This is a genomic window from Roseococcus pinisoli (assembly GCF_018413645.1).
GTDB lineage: Bacteria > Pseudomonadota > Alphaproteobacteria > Acetobacterales > Acetobacteraceae > Roseococcus > Roseococcus pinisoli.
Genome location: NZ_JAHCDA010000003.1, coordinates 1 through 16,761, shown reverse-complemented (window position 1 = coordinate 16,761; position 16,761 = coordinate 1). Strand labels below are relative to the sequence as shown.

The 16,761-nt window shown below is 66.1% G+C and carries 13 protein-coding genes; 3 read left to right on the top strand and 10 right to left on the bottom strand.

Annotation, left to right across the window (positions count from 1 at the left end; all coding sequences use genetic code 11):
• Window positions 1-130: 130 nt before the first annotated feature.
• The 5 genes from KHU32_RS14860 to KHU32_RS14840 all read right to left on the bottom strand — a co-directional run bounded on the left by KHU32_RS14860 (window position 131) and on the right by KHU32_RS14840 (window position 5,397).
• Window positions 131-577, bottom strand: a complete 447-nt coding sequence (locus KHU32_RS14860; RefSeq protein WP_213670941.1) for a hypothetical protein — start codon at window positions 575-577, stop codon at window positions 131-133.
• Window positions 578-600: 23 nt separating this feature from the next.
• A complete protein-coding gene (locus KHU32_RS14855) occupies window positions 601-1,785 on the bottom strand; it encodes an acetate/propionate family kinase (RefSeq protein WP_213670940.1) in 1,185 nt (394 codons plus the stop codon).
• Between the two features lie 3 nt (window positions 1,786-1,788).
• Window positions 1,789-2,739, bottom strand: a complete 951-nt coding sequence (locus KHU32_RS14850; protein WP_283771076.1) for a phosphate acetyltransferase — start codon at window positions 2,737-2,739, stop codon at window positions 1,789-1,791.
• 16 nt (window positions 2,740-2,755) lie between these two features.
• The gene (gene fabI, locus KHU32_RS14845; RefSeq protein ID WP_213670938.1) at window positions 2,756-3,532 is read right to left on the bottom strand and encodes an enoyl-ACP reductase FabI; all 777 of its coding nucleotides are present in this window, start codon (window positions 3,530-3,532) and stop codon (window positions 2,756-2,758) included.
• A gap of 221 nt (window positions 3,533-3,753) precedes the next feature.
• Entirely contained in the window at window positions 3,754-5,397 is a 1,644-nt protein-coding gene (locus KHU32_RS14840; protein WP_213670937.1) for a SulP family inorganic anion transporter, read from the bottom strand.
• Window positions 5,398-5,828: 431 nt separating this feature from the next.
• On the opposite strand from KHU32_RS14840, the gene KHU32_RS14835 reads away from it, so the two are divergent.
• Together KHU32_RS14835 and KHU32_RS14830 are read left to right on the top strand one after the other, a co-directional pair.
• Window positions 5,829-7,289 (top strand): DUF3300 domain-containing protein, encoded by a 1,461-nt coding sequence (locus KHU32_RS14835; RefSeq protein WP_213670936.1) that lies wholly within the window; start codon window positions 5,829-5,831, stop codon window positions 7,287-7,289.
• Between the two features lie 11 nt (window positions 7,290-7,300).
• Entirely contained in the window at window positions 7,301-8,257 is a 957-nt protein-coding gene (locus KHU32_RS14830; RefSeq protein ID WP_213670935.1) for a DUF2950 domain-containing protein, read from the top strand.
• Window positions 8,258-8,332: 75 nt separating this feature from the next.
• Here KHU32_RS14830 and KHU32_RS14825 read toward each other — a convergent pair whose 3' ends face one another.
• The 5 genes from KHU32_RS14825 to KHU32_RS14805 form a co-directional block, all read right to left on the bottom strand.
• Window positions 8,333-8,998, bottom strand: a complete 666-nt coding sequence (locus KHU32_RS14825) for a MarC family protein (protein WP_213670934.1) — start codon at window positions 8,996-8,998, stop codon at window positions 8,333-8,335.
• Between the two features lie 21 nt (window positions 8,999-9,019).
• Window positions 9,020-10,711: an aspartate-alanine antiporter gene (aspT, locus tag KHU32_RS14820; RefSeq protein WP_213670933.1), complete on the bottom strand. Its 1,692-nt coding sequence runs from the start codon at window positions 10,709-10,711 to the stop codon at window positions 9,020-9,022.
• Between the two features lie 23 nt (window positions 10,712-10,734).
• Window positions 10,735-12,435: an aspartate:alanine exchanger family transporter gene (locus KHU32_RS14815; protein ID WP_213670932.1), complete on the bottom strand. Its 1,701-nt coding sequence runs from the start codon at window positions 12,433-12,435 to the stop codon at window positions 10,735-10,737.
• Between the two features lie 23 nt (window positions 12,436-12,458).
• Window positions 12,459-15,167, bottom strand: a complete 2,709-nt coding sequence (locus KHU32_RS14810) for an aminotransferase class I/II-fold pyridoxal phosphate-dependent enzyme (protein WP_213670931.1) — start codon at window positions 15,165-15,167, stop codon at window positions 12,459-12,461.
• A gap of 342 nt (window positions 15,168-15,509) precedes the next feature.
• The gene (locus KHU32_RS14805) at window positions 15,510-15,842 is read right to left on the bottom strand and encodes a hypothetical protein (RefSeq protein ID WP_213670930.1); all 333 of its coding nucleotides are present in this window, start codon (window positions 15,840-15,842) and stop codon (window positions 15,510-15,512) included.
• 237 nt (window positions 15,843-16,079) lie between these two features.
• Between KHU32_RS14805 and KHU32_RS14800 the strand changes: the two genes are divergently transcribed.
• Window positions 16,080-16,761 (top strand): hypothetical protein (locus tag KHU32_RS14800; protein WP_456315947.1); only part of this gene is annotated, 682 nt, incomplete at its 3' end.

The window sequence follows — 16,761 nt, the reverse complement described above, 5'->3', positions numbered from 1 at the left end:
AAGCGGCGCAGAACCGGGGGGCACGGGATCGCGCGATCCCGCGGGCTATCGTGTCCTTCGCCCCCCGATCCTACCGCGATCCGGACCGGAACTGGAAGCGATGTCGAGCGAGAGTGGCTGACGACCGACGCTATTTCGGCAGTTCCTCCCAAGCGAGAAAGAACCCGACATCGCCGGGAATCCCTTCCTTGTAGGTGACGATGCGGGGCCGCAGCACGAAGCCACGCGGCGCCAGCTCCTTCTCGAAGAAGGCGTAGGCGCGGCTGGCGGCTCCCGTGAGCTGCTGGGTCCAATCGCCGTATTGCGAGGTGATGGACCGGCCGTCGTCCTTCATGAAATCGCTGGGGAACTGGAAGACCTGGGCCTCCTTCTGCCCGTTCCGGATGGCGCGCTCGACCATGGCGATGACGCGGGCCATCGCGTCGGGAGGGAGCTGTTGCGCCTCGAAGGCTTCGCGCAGCGCCGTCTGCTCCGCCGCATGGGCGGTACGCTGCGCCTCTTCCGCCACCAGCTTGGCCTCGCGCGCCTTTTGCAGACGCGCCCGGATCCCGGCTGCGCTGAAATCGTTGGAGTCCATTCTCGCCTCCTCCTTCGGGTGCCTCAAGGTGAAGATCGTTGCAGTACCTGGGCCGTGTGCCGCGCGATCATCGTCTCTTCGTCCGTCGGAACGACCCAAGCCGCGACGGCGGAGCTATCGGCCGAGATGCATCCGCCCCCGGTGTGATTGCGGCCCTCGTCCAGCGCGAGGCCGAGCCAGGCGCAGCCCGCCGCCACCTCGGCGCGCGTGGCCACGTCGTTCTCGCCAATGCCGCCTGTGAAAATGAGGGCGTCGATGCCGCCGAGCGCGGCCACCATCGAGCCGATCTCCCGGATGATGCGGTAGGTGAACAGCGACGTCGCCTCAGCTGCGCGGGGATCCTTCGACCCGCGCAGCGTCCGCATGTCAGAGGAGATTCCCGACACGCCGAGCAGCCCGGACTCCCGGTAGAGCATTCGCTCGAGCGCCCGCGCGTCCATGCCTTGCGTGTCCATCAGATGGATCAGCACGCCAGGGTCGATGGCGCCGGCGCGCGTTCCCATCATCAACCCGTCCAGCGCGGTGAAGCCCATGGTGCTGGCGACGCTCCGGCCGCCCTGCATGGCGCAGAGGCTAGCGCCATTGCCCAGATGCGCGACGACGACGCGCTGCGACACCAACCGGGCATCGAGCGCCGGCAGGCGGGAGGCGATGAACTCATAGGACAGGCCATGGAAGCCGTAGCGGCGGATGCCCATCGCACTCAGCGCGCGTGGCAGCGCGAAGGCCTGCGCGATCTCGGCCTGGCTGCGATGGAAGGCGGTGTCGAAGCAGGCGACCTGCGGGAGGCCGGGCCGCAATTCCGCGACCGCTCGGATCGGGGCAAGGTTGTGAGGCTGGTGGAGCGGCGCCAGCGGCTGGAGAGCCTCCAGCGCCTCCACGACGGAGAAATCGACGAGGACGGGGACCGTGAAGCGCATGCCCCCATGAACGACGCGATGGCCGATCGCGCGCGGCTCCAGCTCCACCATGAACTCGGGACCGAGCGCCATGATCGCCTGCATGCCGGCGGCATGGCCGAAGCCCTCCGACGGGAAGTCGCGCTCCACCAGCGTTTGCCCCGCAGGGTCGCGCAGCCGCAGGCGCGGCGCGGTGCCGATGCCCTCGATCAGGCCGCGCAGAAGCACGCCGAAGGGCGCCGCCGCCTCATGAATGGCGAACTTGATGCTGGAGGAGCCCGCATTCACGATGATGAGGCAATCCGCCATGGCTCAGCCGCCTGCCGCCGCGGCGGCGGGATTGCCGCGCCGCGCGGCCGCGACGAGGGCCGCGACGGCGCAGGAGGCGACGCGCGTCTTCAGGCTGTCGGCACGGCTGGTCAGGATGATGGGTACACGAGCCCCGAGCACGATGCCCGCGGCGGTGGCGCCCGCCAGGAAGGTCAGGCTCTTGGCCAGCATGTTGCCGGCCTCGAGGTCCGGGACGATCAGCACATTGGCCCTTCCGGCCACGGGCGAGACGATGCGCTTGGTCGTCGCCGCCGCGAGGTTGATGGCGTTGTCGAGGGCGAGCGGTCCGTCCAACAGGGCGCCCGTGATCTGTCCGCGATCGGCCATCTTGCAGAGCGCGGCTGCCTCCAGCGTGCTGGGCACGTTGGGATTGACCGTCTCCATCGCCGAGAGGATGGCGACGCGCACCTCCGCGAGACCGAGCGCATGGGCGAGGTCGATGGCATTCTGGGTGATGTGCATTTTCTCCGCGAGGGTCGGCGCGATGTTGATGGCCGCATCGCTGATGATGAGCGGGACGTCGTGGCCCGGAACATCCAGGATGAAGCAGTGGCTGATGCGCCGTCCGGTCCGCAGCCCGTCCTTGGCCACGACAGGGCGAAGCAGCTCGTCGGTGTGCAGGCTGCCCTTCATCAGCGCCTCGCAAGCCCCGCTGCGGACCAGCGCGACACTGGCCTCGGCTGCCGCGTCGCTATGGGGGAAGTCCTCGATCGGGAGTCCGGCAATGTCCAGTCCGGCCTTCTCCGCCGCGGCCAGAATCTTCGCTCTGGGTCCCACCAAGACCGGCTCGACGATGCCGAGGCGGCGCGCCTCGAGCATGCCTTCCAGTGAGCTCTCGTCGCAGGGATGGACGACCGCGACGGAGGTAGGCGGATAGGCGCGACAGGCCGCGATGAGGTGATCGTATCGGGGACGGCTCTCCGGCTCGGCCATGGGACTCGCTCCGAATTCAGGCGACGATGTTCGCGCCGCCGTCGACATAGATCGTGCCGCCGGTGACGCGCCGGGCGTAAGGCGTGGCGAGGTAGGCGCAGGTGAAGCCGACATCCATGATGTCGGCGAGCTCGCCCAGCGGCGCGCGTTGCGCGGCCTCGACCAGCAGCAGGTCGAAATCCTTGAGCCCCGAGGCCGCGCGGGTCTTCAGCGGCCCCGGCGAGATGGCGTGGACGCGGATTCCGTTTGGCCCGAGCTCGTGCGCCAGATAGCGGCAGGAGGCCTCAAGGGCGGCCTTCACCGGGCCCATCACGCTGTAGTTGGGCACGACGCGCATGGCGCCATAATAGCTCATGGCGAACATGCTCCCGCCCTCGGTCATGAGCGGCGCGGCCAGCTTCGCCATCCGCACGAAGGAGTGGCAGGAGACGTCCATGGCCTTGGCGAAGCCTTCAGCCGAGCAGTTCAGCAGGCCGCCCTGCAGGTCTTCCTTCGGCGCGAAGGCAATGGAATGAACCAGCATGTCCAGTCGGCCCCATCTCCCGCGGATGGCGTCGAACACGGCCTCCAGCTCGCCGGGAACCGAGACGTCGAGCGGCGCGAGGATGTCGGCTCCCAGCTCCGTCGCCAGCGGTTCGACGAAGCGCCTAGCCTTCTCGTTCAGATGAGTCAGCGCAAGGCTGGCGCCGAGCTCACGAAAGGCCTTGGCGCAGCCATAGGCGATCGAACTGTCGTTCGCGATGCCGACCACCAAAGCGCGCTTGCCGGCCAGCACGGGGTTCCTGGCTTCCATCGATCTGCCTTCCCGTTGCCCTAAACCGACCGCGCGGGAGGCCAACCAGCCGGTGGGCAGGAGACGAAGCGCCGGGAGACCGATGGCGTCATGGCTTTCTCGCAATCAACGATACGTTGATGGATCGCTCAAATTTTCCGCGCCTCGCAGGAGCCTATACGCAGTCCCGCATTCCATTCCACTGAATTGTTCCTGGGTCCGGATGCGGATAAACGGAAGCGCTATTCGGCGAGTGCGTCCTCGATGGATCGATGCGGCGAAAGTTCAGCCGCCTCCTCCGAAAAGCCCGCATCCATCAGCGTCCGGGCCACTCCGTCGCGCAGCTCGGCGAGCACCAGCTTGCGCCCGCCGGCATGAAGCATCTCCTGTAGCTCGATCATCATCTCGGCCCCGGCCAGGTCGATCCTGTTCACGCCGCCCATCGCAAGCACGACGCGTCCTCCGCTGACCGGAAGGCCGGCCATCCGCGCGACCACCGCGTCCAGGACATGCTCCGCGTTCATGTAGAGAATGGCGCTGCGGCAGGCGATGACGACGGCCTCCGGCCATGGTGAGGCCTCGGGGTATCTCGACCGGTCGACGATGGGCCCCTCGGGCAGCTGGCCCAGCTCCACGACCTGTGGGGCAAGGGCGGCCCGCAGGATCAGGACAAGCGACAAGGCGGCACCGAGCAGGACGCCCTGGAGCAGGCCCGCGGCCAGCACGCCTGCAAGTGAAGCGATCGCGACCATCCCCTCGGACCGGCGGAACCGCCAGGCTCGCCGGAACGCCGCGACATCAACGAGCCCGGTTACCGCAGCCAGCACGATCGCCGCCAGCACCGGCTGCGGCAGCGGCGCGAGCAGGCCGGTCAGGAAGAGCGCGACGACCACCAGCGTGAGCGCGCCGAACAGCCCGGAGAGCGGCGTGCGCGCCCCTGCCCCGTCATTGACGACCGACTGCGATCCACCGCCACCCACGGCAAAGCCCCGCCCCAGCCCGGCCGCCAGGTTGGCCGCGGCGAGCGCCAGCATGTCGCGTCCCGCCTCGTGGCGGCGCCCGTCGCGCCGGGCGAACATGCGCCCGATGGCGGAGGTCTCGACGATCGCGAGCAGAAAGCAGGCAAGGCCGATCGGCAACATCGCCCGGACCTCCTCTCGCGAGACGGAGGGAAGCCCCGGCATCGGCAGACCCTGCGGCACCTCGCCCACCACCGCGACGCCGTGGGCGCCCACGTCCAGTAGTGCGCCGAGGCCGATCCCGAGAACGATCACCAGCAGGGCCATGGGGACCTTAGGAGCGAGGGCCTTTCCGGTCAGGAGCAGTGCCAGGGCCGCGAGACCCAGGAGAAAGGCCCAAGGCTGGGTGTCGCCCAGATGGGTCAGCAGATGGGTGATCCGGTCGAAGAAATCCTCGCCATGACCGCGGAAGCCCAGCAGCTTCGGGAGTTGCGCCGCCGCCAGATGCAGGGCCAGGCCGGCCTTGAAGCCGATCATCACGGTTTCCGGGACGAACCGTGCCAGCGCGCCGGCGCCGAGCGCCCAGGCCGCCCCGGCGAAGACCGCGGCCCATAGCGTGGCCGTAGCGATCAGCGCGGCATGCCGGGCCGGATCGCCGCCGGAAATTTCGCCCACGGTCTGACCGAGCAGGAGGGACAGGCCGGTGGTGACCGTGACGACCGTTCGCCCCGGCCCGCTGAAGAGCCAAAACACGAGACCGGCGAAGATGCAGGCGTTCAGGCCTGCCTGCGGAGGCAACCCCACCAGAGCCGCATCGGCCAGAGCCGCCGGCACCATATAGGCTGCCAGCATGAGCCCGGCGACGAGGTCAGCCCGAAGCGTCCGCGCCGACACGTCCCCCAGCCAGCTGAGAGAATTCAGCTTCATGAGCTTCTCAGGGTTATGCTTCTTCTCGACATTCCATCAGCGTCCACACCACGTCATCGGTGACGATCTCCCACCGGGCGCCTGGGCCATCGTGCCGGCGGAGCCGTGGAGGCGCAGTTGGTCGGCCTGCGTCGCGCAACTGGAGAAACAGGCGTCAGTCGCTGCTATGCGTTCGACTGCGCGCCATGGACGAGTTCCGCGTCAAATTTCGACCGACGCCTTAACCACAACCCACCTAATATGCGCGTGTAGTACCTCATCTTCGTAGCCCAAAACCGCGCGCTCACGACGAAAGATTTCTGGCTATTCGGCGGCCACCCGCGCTTAAATGAAACTGGTCGAAGCCGCCCAGGAACAAGAATATGCGATCTCACCGCATACGAGCTTCTTCGCCTCGGAACCCTATCGATACACGCCGCGCAGCCTTCCTGATGCTCGCACTCTCCTTCGGAGGTGCGACTCTGGGCATGGGCTCGCCTCCTTCTGCCTTCGGGCAGGGGCCGCCCGCAGCGGCACCGATCGCCAACAATCCGCAACAGGACCGCCTGACGCAGGCGCAGCTCGAGCAGTTGCTGGCGCCGATAGCGCTCTACCCAGACGAATTGCTGATGCAGATGCTGATGGCCTCCACCTACCCGCTTGAAGTGGTGCAGGCGTATCGCTGGCTTAGCCAGGGACAGAACGCGCAATTGCGCGGCGACGCTCTGGTGCAGGCGCTGAGCACGCAATCCTGGGATCCTTCGGTTAAGTCGCTTGTGCCTTTTCCCGACCTGCTGAAACTGATGAACGACCAACTGGAATGGACCCAGCAGGTTGGCGATGCCGTGCTGGCTCAGCAGCAGGACGTACTCAACGCCATGCAGGTGCTGCGCGGCCGTGCCCAGGCCAACGGTGCGTTGCGATCCGGCCCCCAGCAGACCGTGAACGTGGTGCAGAACACCAATGCGGCTGCCCCGGCCCAGGGTTCAGTGGTTACGCCGCCCTCGCAGATCATCACCATCGCGCCGACTCAACCGGAAACTGTCTACGTGCCCGCCTACGACCCAAATGTGGTCTATGGCGCCTGGCCCTATCCGCAGAGTCCGCCGGCCTATTACCCGCCGCCGGCTAGCTGGGGCGTCGGCAGTGCGCTGCTGACCGGAATGGCCTTCGCTGGCGGGGTGGCGATCATCGGCTCGCTCGCGGGCTGGTCGAGCGCCGGTTGGGGCGGTGGCGACATCAACGTCAACGCGAGCCGCTATAACAACATCAATGCCAACCGGAATCAGATCAGCGGGAATCAATGGCGGCACGATACGACGCACCGGCAAGGCGTAGCCTATCGCAGTGACGATGTCCGCAACCGGGTGAATGCGAACCGCCCCGATGGTGCCCGCGCCGGCGCCGCTGATCGCGAACGTGCGCAGTCGCGGGATCAATTCCGTGGTCGGATGGATCAGACGCAGCGCGGGCAAGGCCTCGCCGATCGTGGTGGCGTGGGTGATCGTGGAAGCCCTGGCAACCGCGCTAGCGTGGGCGATCGCGGTGGCCAGGGCGGGCGCGGTGACGCCCAGAGGCCTGCCGTTCAGCACAACTCCACTCGACCGCAGGCACAAGGGCGGGGACGGCAGAATGCGGGGCCGCAAGGCTTTCAGGGCATGGGGGATGGCGGTCGGGAACGCGCTGCCGCAAATCGCGGCGCGATGAGCCGCGAGGGTCAGCCCGCCGCCAGGGCTCAGGCACAAAACCGCGCATCTGCCCGGCCGGCCGGCGGCGGCGCGTCATTCGCAGGCGGCGGCGCGCGGGCTGGCGGTGCCCGTGCGGCCGGTGGTGGCGGCGGAGGCGGCGCCCGAGCCGCTGGCGGTGGTGGCCGTGGTGGCGGCGGCGGTGGCGGTCGCGGCGGCCGGCGATGAGGAACCGGATCATGCTTCGGACAACGATCCTCGGGGGCCTCGCCGCCCTGTTGCTTCACGTGGACGCTTTCGCCCAGGCTCCGGCGCCTGTGCCCGAGCGGCCGGAAGCTTCGCGCCCCGTCCCGCCGCAGTCCTTCCCGACGCCCGAGCAGGGCTTCACCGCCCTCGTCGCCGCGTTACGGGCGCGGAACACGGCAGGGACGATACGCGTCCTCGGCAGCGTTGGCGCCGGCTTCATCCGTTCCGGTGATTCCGTGGCGGACCGAAATGCGCGAACTCGCTTTCTATCGGCCTATGACATGAAGAACGAAATCCTTCACCCCGGCCCCGGCCGCGCTGTGCTGCAGGTGGGTGAGGACGGTTGGACCTTGCCAATCCCGATGCTTCAAACCGGAAGCGGCTGGCGCTTCGATGCTGCCGCGGGCGGCCAGGAGATCGCCGACCGCCGGATCGGGCGCAATGAGCTCGACGTCATCGAGACGCTTCGCGCCATCGCCGACGCTCAAGCCGAGTACGCCCGCACGGCGGGGAGGCAGGGTGCATTGCAGGCCTATGCCCGACGCTTCTTCTCCTCCCCCGCCCGGCAGGACGGCCTCTATTGGCCGACGAGGGAGGGTGAAGCGCCGAGTCCGCTGGGTCCCTTCGTCGCGGCGGCGAGCGCGGAAGGCTATTCCCGGCGCAATGGCGAGCCGCCGCAGCCTTATCACGGATATCTCTTCCGCATGTTGGAATCGCAGGGGCCGCACGCGGTTGGAGGCACAGCGGATTTCGTCGTGACTGGACGGATGATCGGAGGCTTCGGCGTCATCGCTGTTCCGGCACGCTACGGCGTCTCGGGCATCAAGACCTTCATGATCAGTCATGACGGCGTGGTCTACGAGAAGGACCTCGGCCCCGACACGGCACGGGAAGCACGAATGATCAGGACCTTCGATCCCGGCCCTGGCTGGACGAGGACGGAGGAATAGGGCCACTCCGCCACACAACTCGACAGGCGCCCGCTTGCGCCCAAGGGCTGGGTTCCCGGGAACATCTCGCCTGCCCTACTGCAGGGCGCGCAGTGCATCCGTGGCTCCGATCAGCATGATCTCCACGCCGACACAAAGCAGTAGGAAGGCCGAAAGCCGCGTCACCACCCGGGTGCCTTCCGCGCCGACGACACGCGCCATGAAGCTCGCGCCGCCATAGGCATTGAGGATTGTCAGCGCGATCGCCACTGCCACGAAGAGCGACACAATCGAGGATAGCACGAAGGATTCTATCTCACTGGATCGCCCGGCGCCGAGAGCGATTGCCGCGGCAATCGTGCCGGGCCCGGTGGTAAGCGGGATGGTGAGCGGGAAGAAGGCCACCAGCCGCGCACTCTCGTAGTCGCCCGTCGCGCGGGCGCCGCGTTCATTCCCATGCGACGCCTCGTTGAGCATGGTCCAGCCGGCATGCGCGACGACGAGACCTCCCGCAATTCGCAGCGCCGGCAGCGATATCCCGAAGAATCTCAGAATCGCCGAGCCTACGAACAGGGAGGCCAGCAGGACGATCAGCGCATTGGTCGCGATGCGCTTGGCGATGCGTCGACGCTCCGCCTCCGACAGTCCCATCGTCCGATCGAGAAAGACGAAAGCAAGGCCGTAGGGGTTGATGATCGCGAACAGCGTGCCGAAGCCGAAGATGAAGTCGCCCACCATGCGCGAGAGTACCAAGCCGTCCATTGTTACCTCCGCCGCCAGGCGTTATCCGGCAATCACCCCCACAATGACCGTGCCCCAGGTGGTAAGAAGGATATGGCCGATTGGGACAGCTGGCGTGTAACCCAACACCGCCACTGGGCTGCCGGATCGGTCTTGCACGGCGGCCATCGCGGCAGTCATGGTCTGTGCGCCGGCAAGGCCGCCCAGGAGCAGGATCGGGTTCATGCGCAGCACGTAGCGGCCGAAATAGAGCCCCACGATCAACGGCATCAGCGTGACGATCATACCGCCGACGAGCAGGCCGATGCCCGCCTCCGCCAGGGCAGAGAAGAAAATTGGTCCTGCGTGCAATCCCGTCATCCCGACGAAGGCCGCGAGGCCGAGGGCCGTCATCAAGGCCACGGCGCCATCTGGAATCCTTCCGAACAGAGGGTGCCTCGTGCGCATATGCCCCACGACCAGACCGGCCAAAAGTGTGCCGACGCTGGTGCTCAACGAAATCCTCATATCCCCGACCGGGAAGGTGATGAGCACGCCAGCCAGGCCACCGAGGAAGATGGCAAGGCCCAGGACGACAAAGTCCGTGGTCGCCGTGGGCGCGACGATCGTGCCGATCTGACTTGCGGCGCGCGCGACGACTGGCTCTGGTCCCACCAGGCGCAGCACGTCGCCGCGTTCCAGCACAAGTTCGGGACTGAGCGGCAACTCCAGGCCGCCGCGACTGACTTCACGGAGATAGAGGCTGCGTGCCCACTCCATCTCGCTCGCTTCTTTAACCCGGCGCCCGGCGAACTCCCGGCTGGTCAGCAGCACGTCCACAAGACTCACCGGAATGTCGAGAAGTTCGCGATCCTCGACTTCCTCGGCATGAGCACCGATGAGATCCACCAGGAGATCCCGCCGCCCCGCGAGCACGACGACGTCGCCCGCCGCCATTACGAAATTCGGCGCGGATTCCAGGATATCTCCACCGCGCCGGACACGCAGGATGAAAAGGCGGTGCTCCGCGAAGCTCGCTTCGGCGGCCGCGACGCTGAGGCCGATATAGGGGGAGTTGTTCCGGAGACGATAGGCGCGCCCCTCGAAGCGCCGCCATACCGAAACTGTCCCCGGAGCCTTCCTGACGATGCCGAGCTCACGTTCCAGCGCCAGGGCTTCGGCCCGCAGGTCGACATCCAAGAGCCTCGGGCCCACGAGACTGCAAAACAGGATCACTCCCAGCGCGCCGAAAATGTAACAGACGGCATCCGCCACCGCGATATGGGCCACGAGGCGTGCTCGCTCGACCTCCGGCAGGGGCAGCGCGTTGATGGCTTCCGTGGCGGTGCCCATGGCCGGGCTTTCGGTGAGCGCCCCCGATACGAGGCCGGCCGCGAAACCCGCATCGAGGTCCAGCGTCTTGGACACCAGAATCGCGGTCAGCAAGCCTGTAACGCAGCAGGTGATCGCGAGCAGCACCGGCTTCAGCCCGTCCCGCTTTAGCGCCTGCATGAATTGCGGCCCGACCGAATAGCCGATGCCGAACAGGAACAGCAGGAACAGGAAGGACTTGGCCATGCCCGAAACCGGCACATGGGCAAACTGCCCGATCAGGATGCCCGCGAAGAGCGAGCCGGTCACCGGCCCAAGGCCGAAGCCTCCGATCTTCACCCTGCCGATCGCGTATCCGATGCTGATGACCAGGAACAATGCGAGTTCGGGGTACCTGACGAGAAACGCCTCAAACCACAACATTCCTGGCCTCCCTTCTGCCCGGACTACTGCGCGAGCAGCATCGCGAAGTAGCCGAACACCGTCAGCAGGATGCCGGAGACGGCGTAGGCCACCGGAAAGCCGATCCACGGCACGTTGGACTGAATTTCCACGGCGGCCTCACGGCACGGACCGCTATGGCTCCGGGCACCGGCCACGCCGCCCATCAGCACCGCCGGGTTCATCTTGAATACATGGTAGCCGATGGCCCAGACGATGATCGGCGGGATGGAGCAGGCAATGAAGCCCACGACGAAGATCTTGAGCGCCAGAATGCCGGTGAGCTGAGCCAGCAGGGAATTGCCGGCGTTGATGCCCACGATGGCCACGAAGACGATCAGCCCCAGATCCTCCAGCACGTTGCGGGCTGCCGCGGGTGTATTGCCAAAGAAGCGCAGGCGGGAGGACAGCGACGACACGATCACGCCCGCGACCAGCAGCCCGCCTGCATTGCCCAAGCCGACCTTGGCGCCGAAGGCCGGGAAGTCGATCCGACCGATCAGGAAACCCAGGATCATGCCGAGCGAGAGCGTCAGCAGGTCCGTCGCGGTGGACGGGCGGATCACCCGGCCGAAGGCCGCGCCGATCTGGCTCACCGCGCTCTTCAGTCCGACGACGGTGACGATGTCCATGCGCTGCAGCTTGGTGTTGTCGCCGATGGGGATCGGCACGCCCGAGCGTTCGAGCGACACGACCTGGACGTGATCGGCCCCCGGCAGCGCGCGCCATTCCTCGCGCGTCTGCTTCAGGAGGGCGCCGTTTGTCACGAGCACCTCGGCACGATCGAGCGGGAGGTCCAGCGCACTGCGTTCGGAAACCTCCGGACCGATCAGCCCCATGTTCTCGGTCATGATCTCGCGGCGGCCGCCGAGCGCAATGACGTCGCCGAGTTGCAGCGGAACATCCTCGTTTGCGCCCAGGACCTCGTCCTTCCGCACGAGGTTGACGAAGCGGTACTCGGGGAATTGCCGTAGCATCTCGCCCATGGTGCGGCCCTGCCAGTCCACGTTCTCCAGCCGATAGGAGCGCAGCCCGCCCGCCGTCCAACCCGAGAGCGCCGGCACGTCGCCGGAGGCCACGCCGTGCTCCTTCTCGTAGTCCCGGGCGGCCGCGCGGGCATCGATACCCCACCATTTCGGCAGGTACTTCGTGATGAGGATGATGCCGACCGTGCCCCAGATGTAGGTGATGCCGTAGGAGAGCGCGATCATCGCGCTCACCTGCTCCTGCGTGGAGCCCGGCGGCAGGGCGACCGCACCTGCCAGCACCGCCTGTTCGGCGGAGCCGATGGCGGCCGACATGGTCTGCGAGCCCGCGAGCATGCCGCCCGCCGCGCCCATTGGCAGGTCGAAGAACTTCGCGCCGAGCACGACGAGGGTGAGCCCGACGATGCAGGAGACGAAGGCCAGGAAGGTGAACTTGATGCCGTCGCCGCCCAGACTGTTCACGAAGGACGGGCCGACGCGCAGCCCGACCCCGTACATGAAGAGGTAGTAGAAGAGGCTCTTCGTGAAGTTGTTGAGCTCGAGCTTCTCCCCATAGGCCGAGGCCCAGACGGAGAGGCCGCAGCCCACGATGATGGCCGCGGCCACCATGCCGAGCCCATATCCAGCGACCGATTGGCGACCCAGCCAGACGGCGAGGCCCACGGTGAGGAACAGCAGGATGAAGGGGTTGGTGGCCAGGAAGTGGAAGAAGACTTGCATGACGCGGGCTCCTTCGCCGACAGCTAACGCTTGGCCCGGGCGGCAATCGCCTCTGGCTTCAACAGCTTCAGGCCTCGCGCCTTCTCGTAGCCGTGGATCTCCTTCACATCGAGCTTGCGCATGAAGTCGATCGTCTCCTGCGTCAGCACCTGGCCGGGCACCATGATGGGAAAGCCTGGCGGATAGGGGATGACGAAGTTTGCCGAGACCATCTCCGGCCCTTCGCGCAGCCGTCGGTCGCATTCGGCGCCGATCAATGGAACGTATTCGCAGAGCTCCGGATGATAGGCGCCGAAGAAGGCGCTACGCATGTCGCCCTCCGGCGTCATGCGCCCGGCATCGCCGCGGAACACCTCATGGAAGTGGCTGAAGTTCGGCAGGTCTGGCACGTCGGTCATCAGCGACTTGACCCGCGCGGCAAAGGTCGCCGCGACCTCCGCGCCGCCGTCGGCAAGGCGTTTCTCGATGCTGCGGCAGATCTCCACCATCACGCGGATGAGGAGCGCCACGTCGCTGCGGGTGTTGTTGATGTTGGATTGGAGCAGCACGCTGTTGCGTGAGGTCTTGTTCAGCTGGATGTTGTAGCGGCTGGCCAGCAGCCCCTTGAACTCCGTGCCGTCGAAGCCGGCTGTGCCACAGACGAGCGTCATGCGCGTGGGGTCGAGATAGAACTCGTCCTCCCGCATGGCCTTGACCAGCGTGCCCCAGTTGACGCCTGGCCCGAAGAAATCCGCGAAGCCGGATTGGCGGTATTCCGCGGGGATCATGCGATCCGCCCCCAGCATCCGAAAGTATTTCGAGATCAGCGGATGCTCGTTCACGGCGCGGCGGATCCGCAGCGCGATCTCGATGGCGTTCATCACGAGGCCGTAGCCCTCGAGCTCCATCTGCCGCCTGGCGACATCGAGGCTCGCGATCAGCTGCTGATTGGGGCTCGTCGAGGCATGGGTGAAGACCGCCTCGTGGAACTGGGCTTCGACGGTGTGGAAATCGACGTCCTTGACCAGCAGCATGGAGCCCTGGCGGATGGCGGACATCGACTTGTGGGTGGAGTTCGTCTGATAGACCCGCAGCCGCACCTTGCGCGGATCGGGGATGAGCCGCGTGGCCAGTAGGGTCTCGTCTGAAGGGGCCTCGCCGAGTTCCGCTCGCTGGGCATCATAGGCGGTGACGGAAGCCGGATCACGCAGCCATTGCTCGATATCGGCGGCGGCACCCATCCCCGTGCGTGGGCGCAGGAAGGGAGAAAAGCGCGCAAAGCCGGACCAGGCCTCATCCCAGAGGAAGATGAGGTCGGGCTTGATGGCGAGGCACTCCTCCATCACCCGGCGCACATTGTACATATGGCCGTCGAAGGTGCAGTTCGTCAGATCGAGCATCTTCAGCCGATCCAGCCGCCCTTCGCGGCGCAGAGCCAGCAGCGCGCCCTTGATGGTGGCGAGCGGCACCGCCCCGTACATCGAGTACTCCGTCATCGGGAAGGCTTCGACGTAGTAGGGCTGCGCCCCTGTCAGCACCATGCCGTAATGGTGCGACTTATGGCAGTTGCGATCGACCACGACGATGTCGCCCGGCGCGGTCAGCGCCTGCACCGCCATCTTGTTGGAGGTGGATGTGCCGTTGGTCACGAAGAAGACGTGATCGGCCCCGAAGGCCCGCGCCGCCATCTCCTGCGCGCGCTTGATGTTGCCGGTGGGCTCCAGCAGGCTGTCCAGCCCGCCCGTCGTGGCGCTGCTCTCCGCAAGGAAGAGGTTAATGCCGTAGAACTCGCCCATGTCGCGGATCCAGTCGGAGTTGAAAACCGACTTGCCGCGCGCGATGGGCAGGGCATGGAAGGTGCCGATGGGCCTTCGCGCATACTTCTTCAGATTATCGAAGAAGGGTGTCTCGAAGCGAGCCTGCACGCCTTCGAGGATCGCCAGATGCGTCTCCAGCGGTTCCTCCACCTGGTAGAAGATACGCCGCATCGCATCCGCGGCGGGGTCACCGGCGAGCGCCTCCACGTCGTGGTCCGACAGGAGATAGAGATCGAGCTCGGGCCTGATGCGCTTCAGAACCTGGCCCAGGCGCAAGGCGGAGATATCCGGTGCGTCCGGCTCTCCGAGGGGATCGAGCAGGCTGCGCAGGATCGGCACGTCATAGCGCGAACGATAGGGGAAGCCCTCGGCGAGCACGGCTGCGATGATGTCGGGATTGCTGGCCACCGCGCAGACGGCATCCTCGAAGGAACCGACGAAGACAGGTTCGTAGACGAAGTCGTCCTCCGGTCGGCGCAGTCGGCGCAATTCCGCAGCGAGCGCCGGCCAATGCGATGCCGGCTGGCTGTTGACGAAAAGCACCTCGAAATACGGGCGCCGTGCGCCCCTCTCCCCCATCGTTGGGGGTAGCACTTCGGCCGTTTCGGCGGCGCTCTTGTCGTCAGTGTCCCAATCGGCGGGACGCTCTCGGTAGGAGTGTGTCAGCAGGGCGTTGGAAATCCGCCGCGCGAGGAGTGCGGCACCGGCCGCATCACTGGCTGCGCATTTCTCTCCGAGGGCACCGAACAGCACTGGGCCAGGATAGGCGTGGTAGCCTTCGCCGGCCTCCATACCGGCCAGCTTGGCCTCAATGTCACCTCGCTTGGCGGAGCCCTGAGCCCAGCCATCGGTGAGATGTGTCAGGTCACGCCAGGAATCGGGGCGGCTGGAGTGGATCAGGAGGAATTCGTCGACCTGAGACGATGTGCTGGCCATGAAACATCTCCCATTTCAGAAATTGCTCTGATCATCCGGCACGGGTAGCGCGCTGCGCCGCCCCCGGATCGTCCACGCGGTGGACAATTCATCCACAGAGGGCGCGGGCGCCCACGCCTTCTGTGCCAAAGCCGAACCGACGACGGAGAGGCGAGACAGGATCGCGTCCGCCAAAACCAGGGGCTGCAATTTTCCGGATCGAGTCATGAGGTTCCCCCCCGTCGTGATCACTGCAGACTTGATTTCACGAACGATGCGGCACGTCGGGAAGGCGCAACAACGCTTCGACGAGGTATTCGATGTCATTCACGGTGACGTTCGCCTGTGCCTGCGGCGCTGAATTCAGGCGGATTTCAAGAAGAACTGCGCGATCTCCGCTTCCAGAGAAGCGATCAGCGATCGGTATTCCTCGATCTCCGATGCGTGTGCCACGCCGCCCAGCCCCTCGAACCTGGCGAGACACATGCAGGCGAGCCCGTACTCCTCGCAAAGGCTCCGGAACCGGGGATCGGACAGACAGAGCAGGCGGATCAGCAGACCGTGTTCGGGAAACCGGGCGATGACGGCGTCCAGGCTGAGTGAAGGATCGACCACGGTGGTTCCGTCCCACGGATGAGCGGGCATCCGATCGGCTGCGTTCATTTGATCGAAAGACAGCAAGGCGACGATCGACAACCGTGCCGCCGTCCAAGACGGATCTTGGCCACGGGGAGGTATCGCCTCACGTACGTAACAGTTAGCGCAAGGGCCACCCGTGTGGCCTGACCGATCCGCCCACGGTCTTCAGGTCGCAGATCCCCTCCAAAATCATTGCGCCTCCGTCTTATTTTGCGCCAAAACCCTCCTGCTGTCGGACAGCGCCCAAGACACCAGGAAGTACGGGGGCAAATATGCCCCGTTCAGGGGGGCCGGATGGGCGACGATCATAATAATGACGTGCCGCCAGATGCTGTCCGAGAACAGCTTCGCCGGATCCTGGACTCCCCCGGTTTCGATGCATCCGAGCGGAACCGGAATTTCCTGGCCTATGTCGTCGAGGAGGCCCTGGAAGGTCGATCGGCCCGCGTCAAAGCCTATACGATCGCCACCACCGTCTTTCGTCGCGATGCGAGCTTTGACCCGCAGCTGGATTCAATCGTACGGATCGAGGCCGGCCGGATCCGCCGCTCCCTGGAGCACTACTACCTGACGGCTGGTGTGCGAGACCCGGTCGTGATCACACTCCCGCGCGGTTCCTACGTGCCGGTCTTCGAGGTAACGGCTTCGGTGACGACGGCCCATGCGCCGCCAGAAGTGCCCGCGCGCGCCAATCGCCCCTCGGGTTGCACCATCCTGGTGGCGGCCTTCGACGAGGACGGCGCATCGTCGACCTTCCCGAACTTCGCGCGCGGCTTCACGCGCCAGGTGACTGTCGCCCTGACCCGCTTCACGGATCTTTCCGTTCTCGCTGCCGACGGTCGGATCGACCCTGAGAACAATATGATTTCAGGAGAATATCTTGCGAAACTTGGCGTCGATTTTGTCCTGACAGGCGGCACGACCGTCTCCGAGGAGAGTTTCGCCATCGAGGTCATGCTCCTGGAAGCTCGAACCC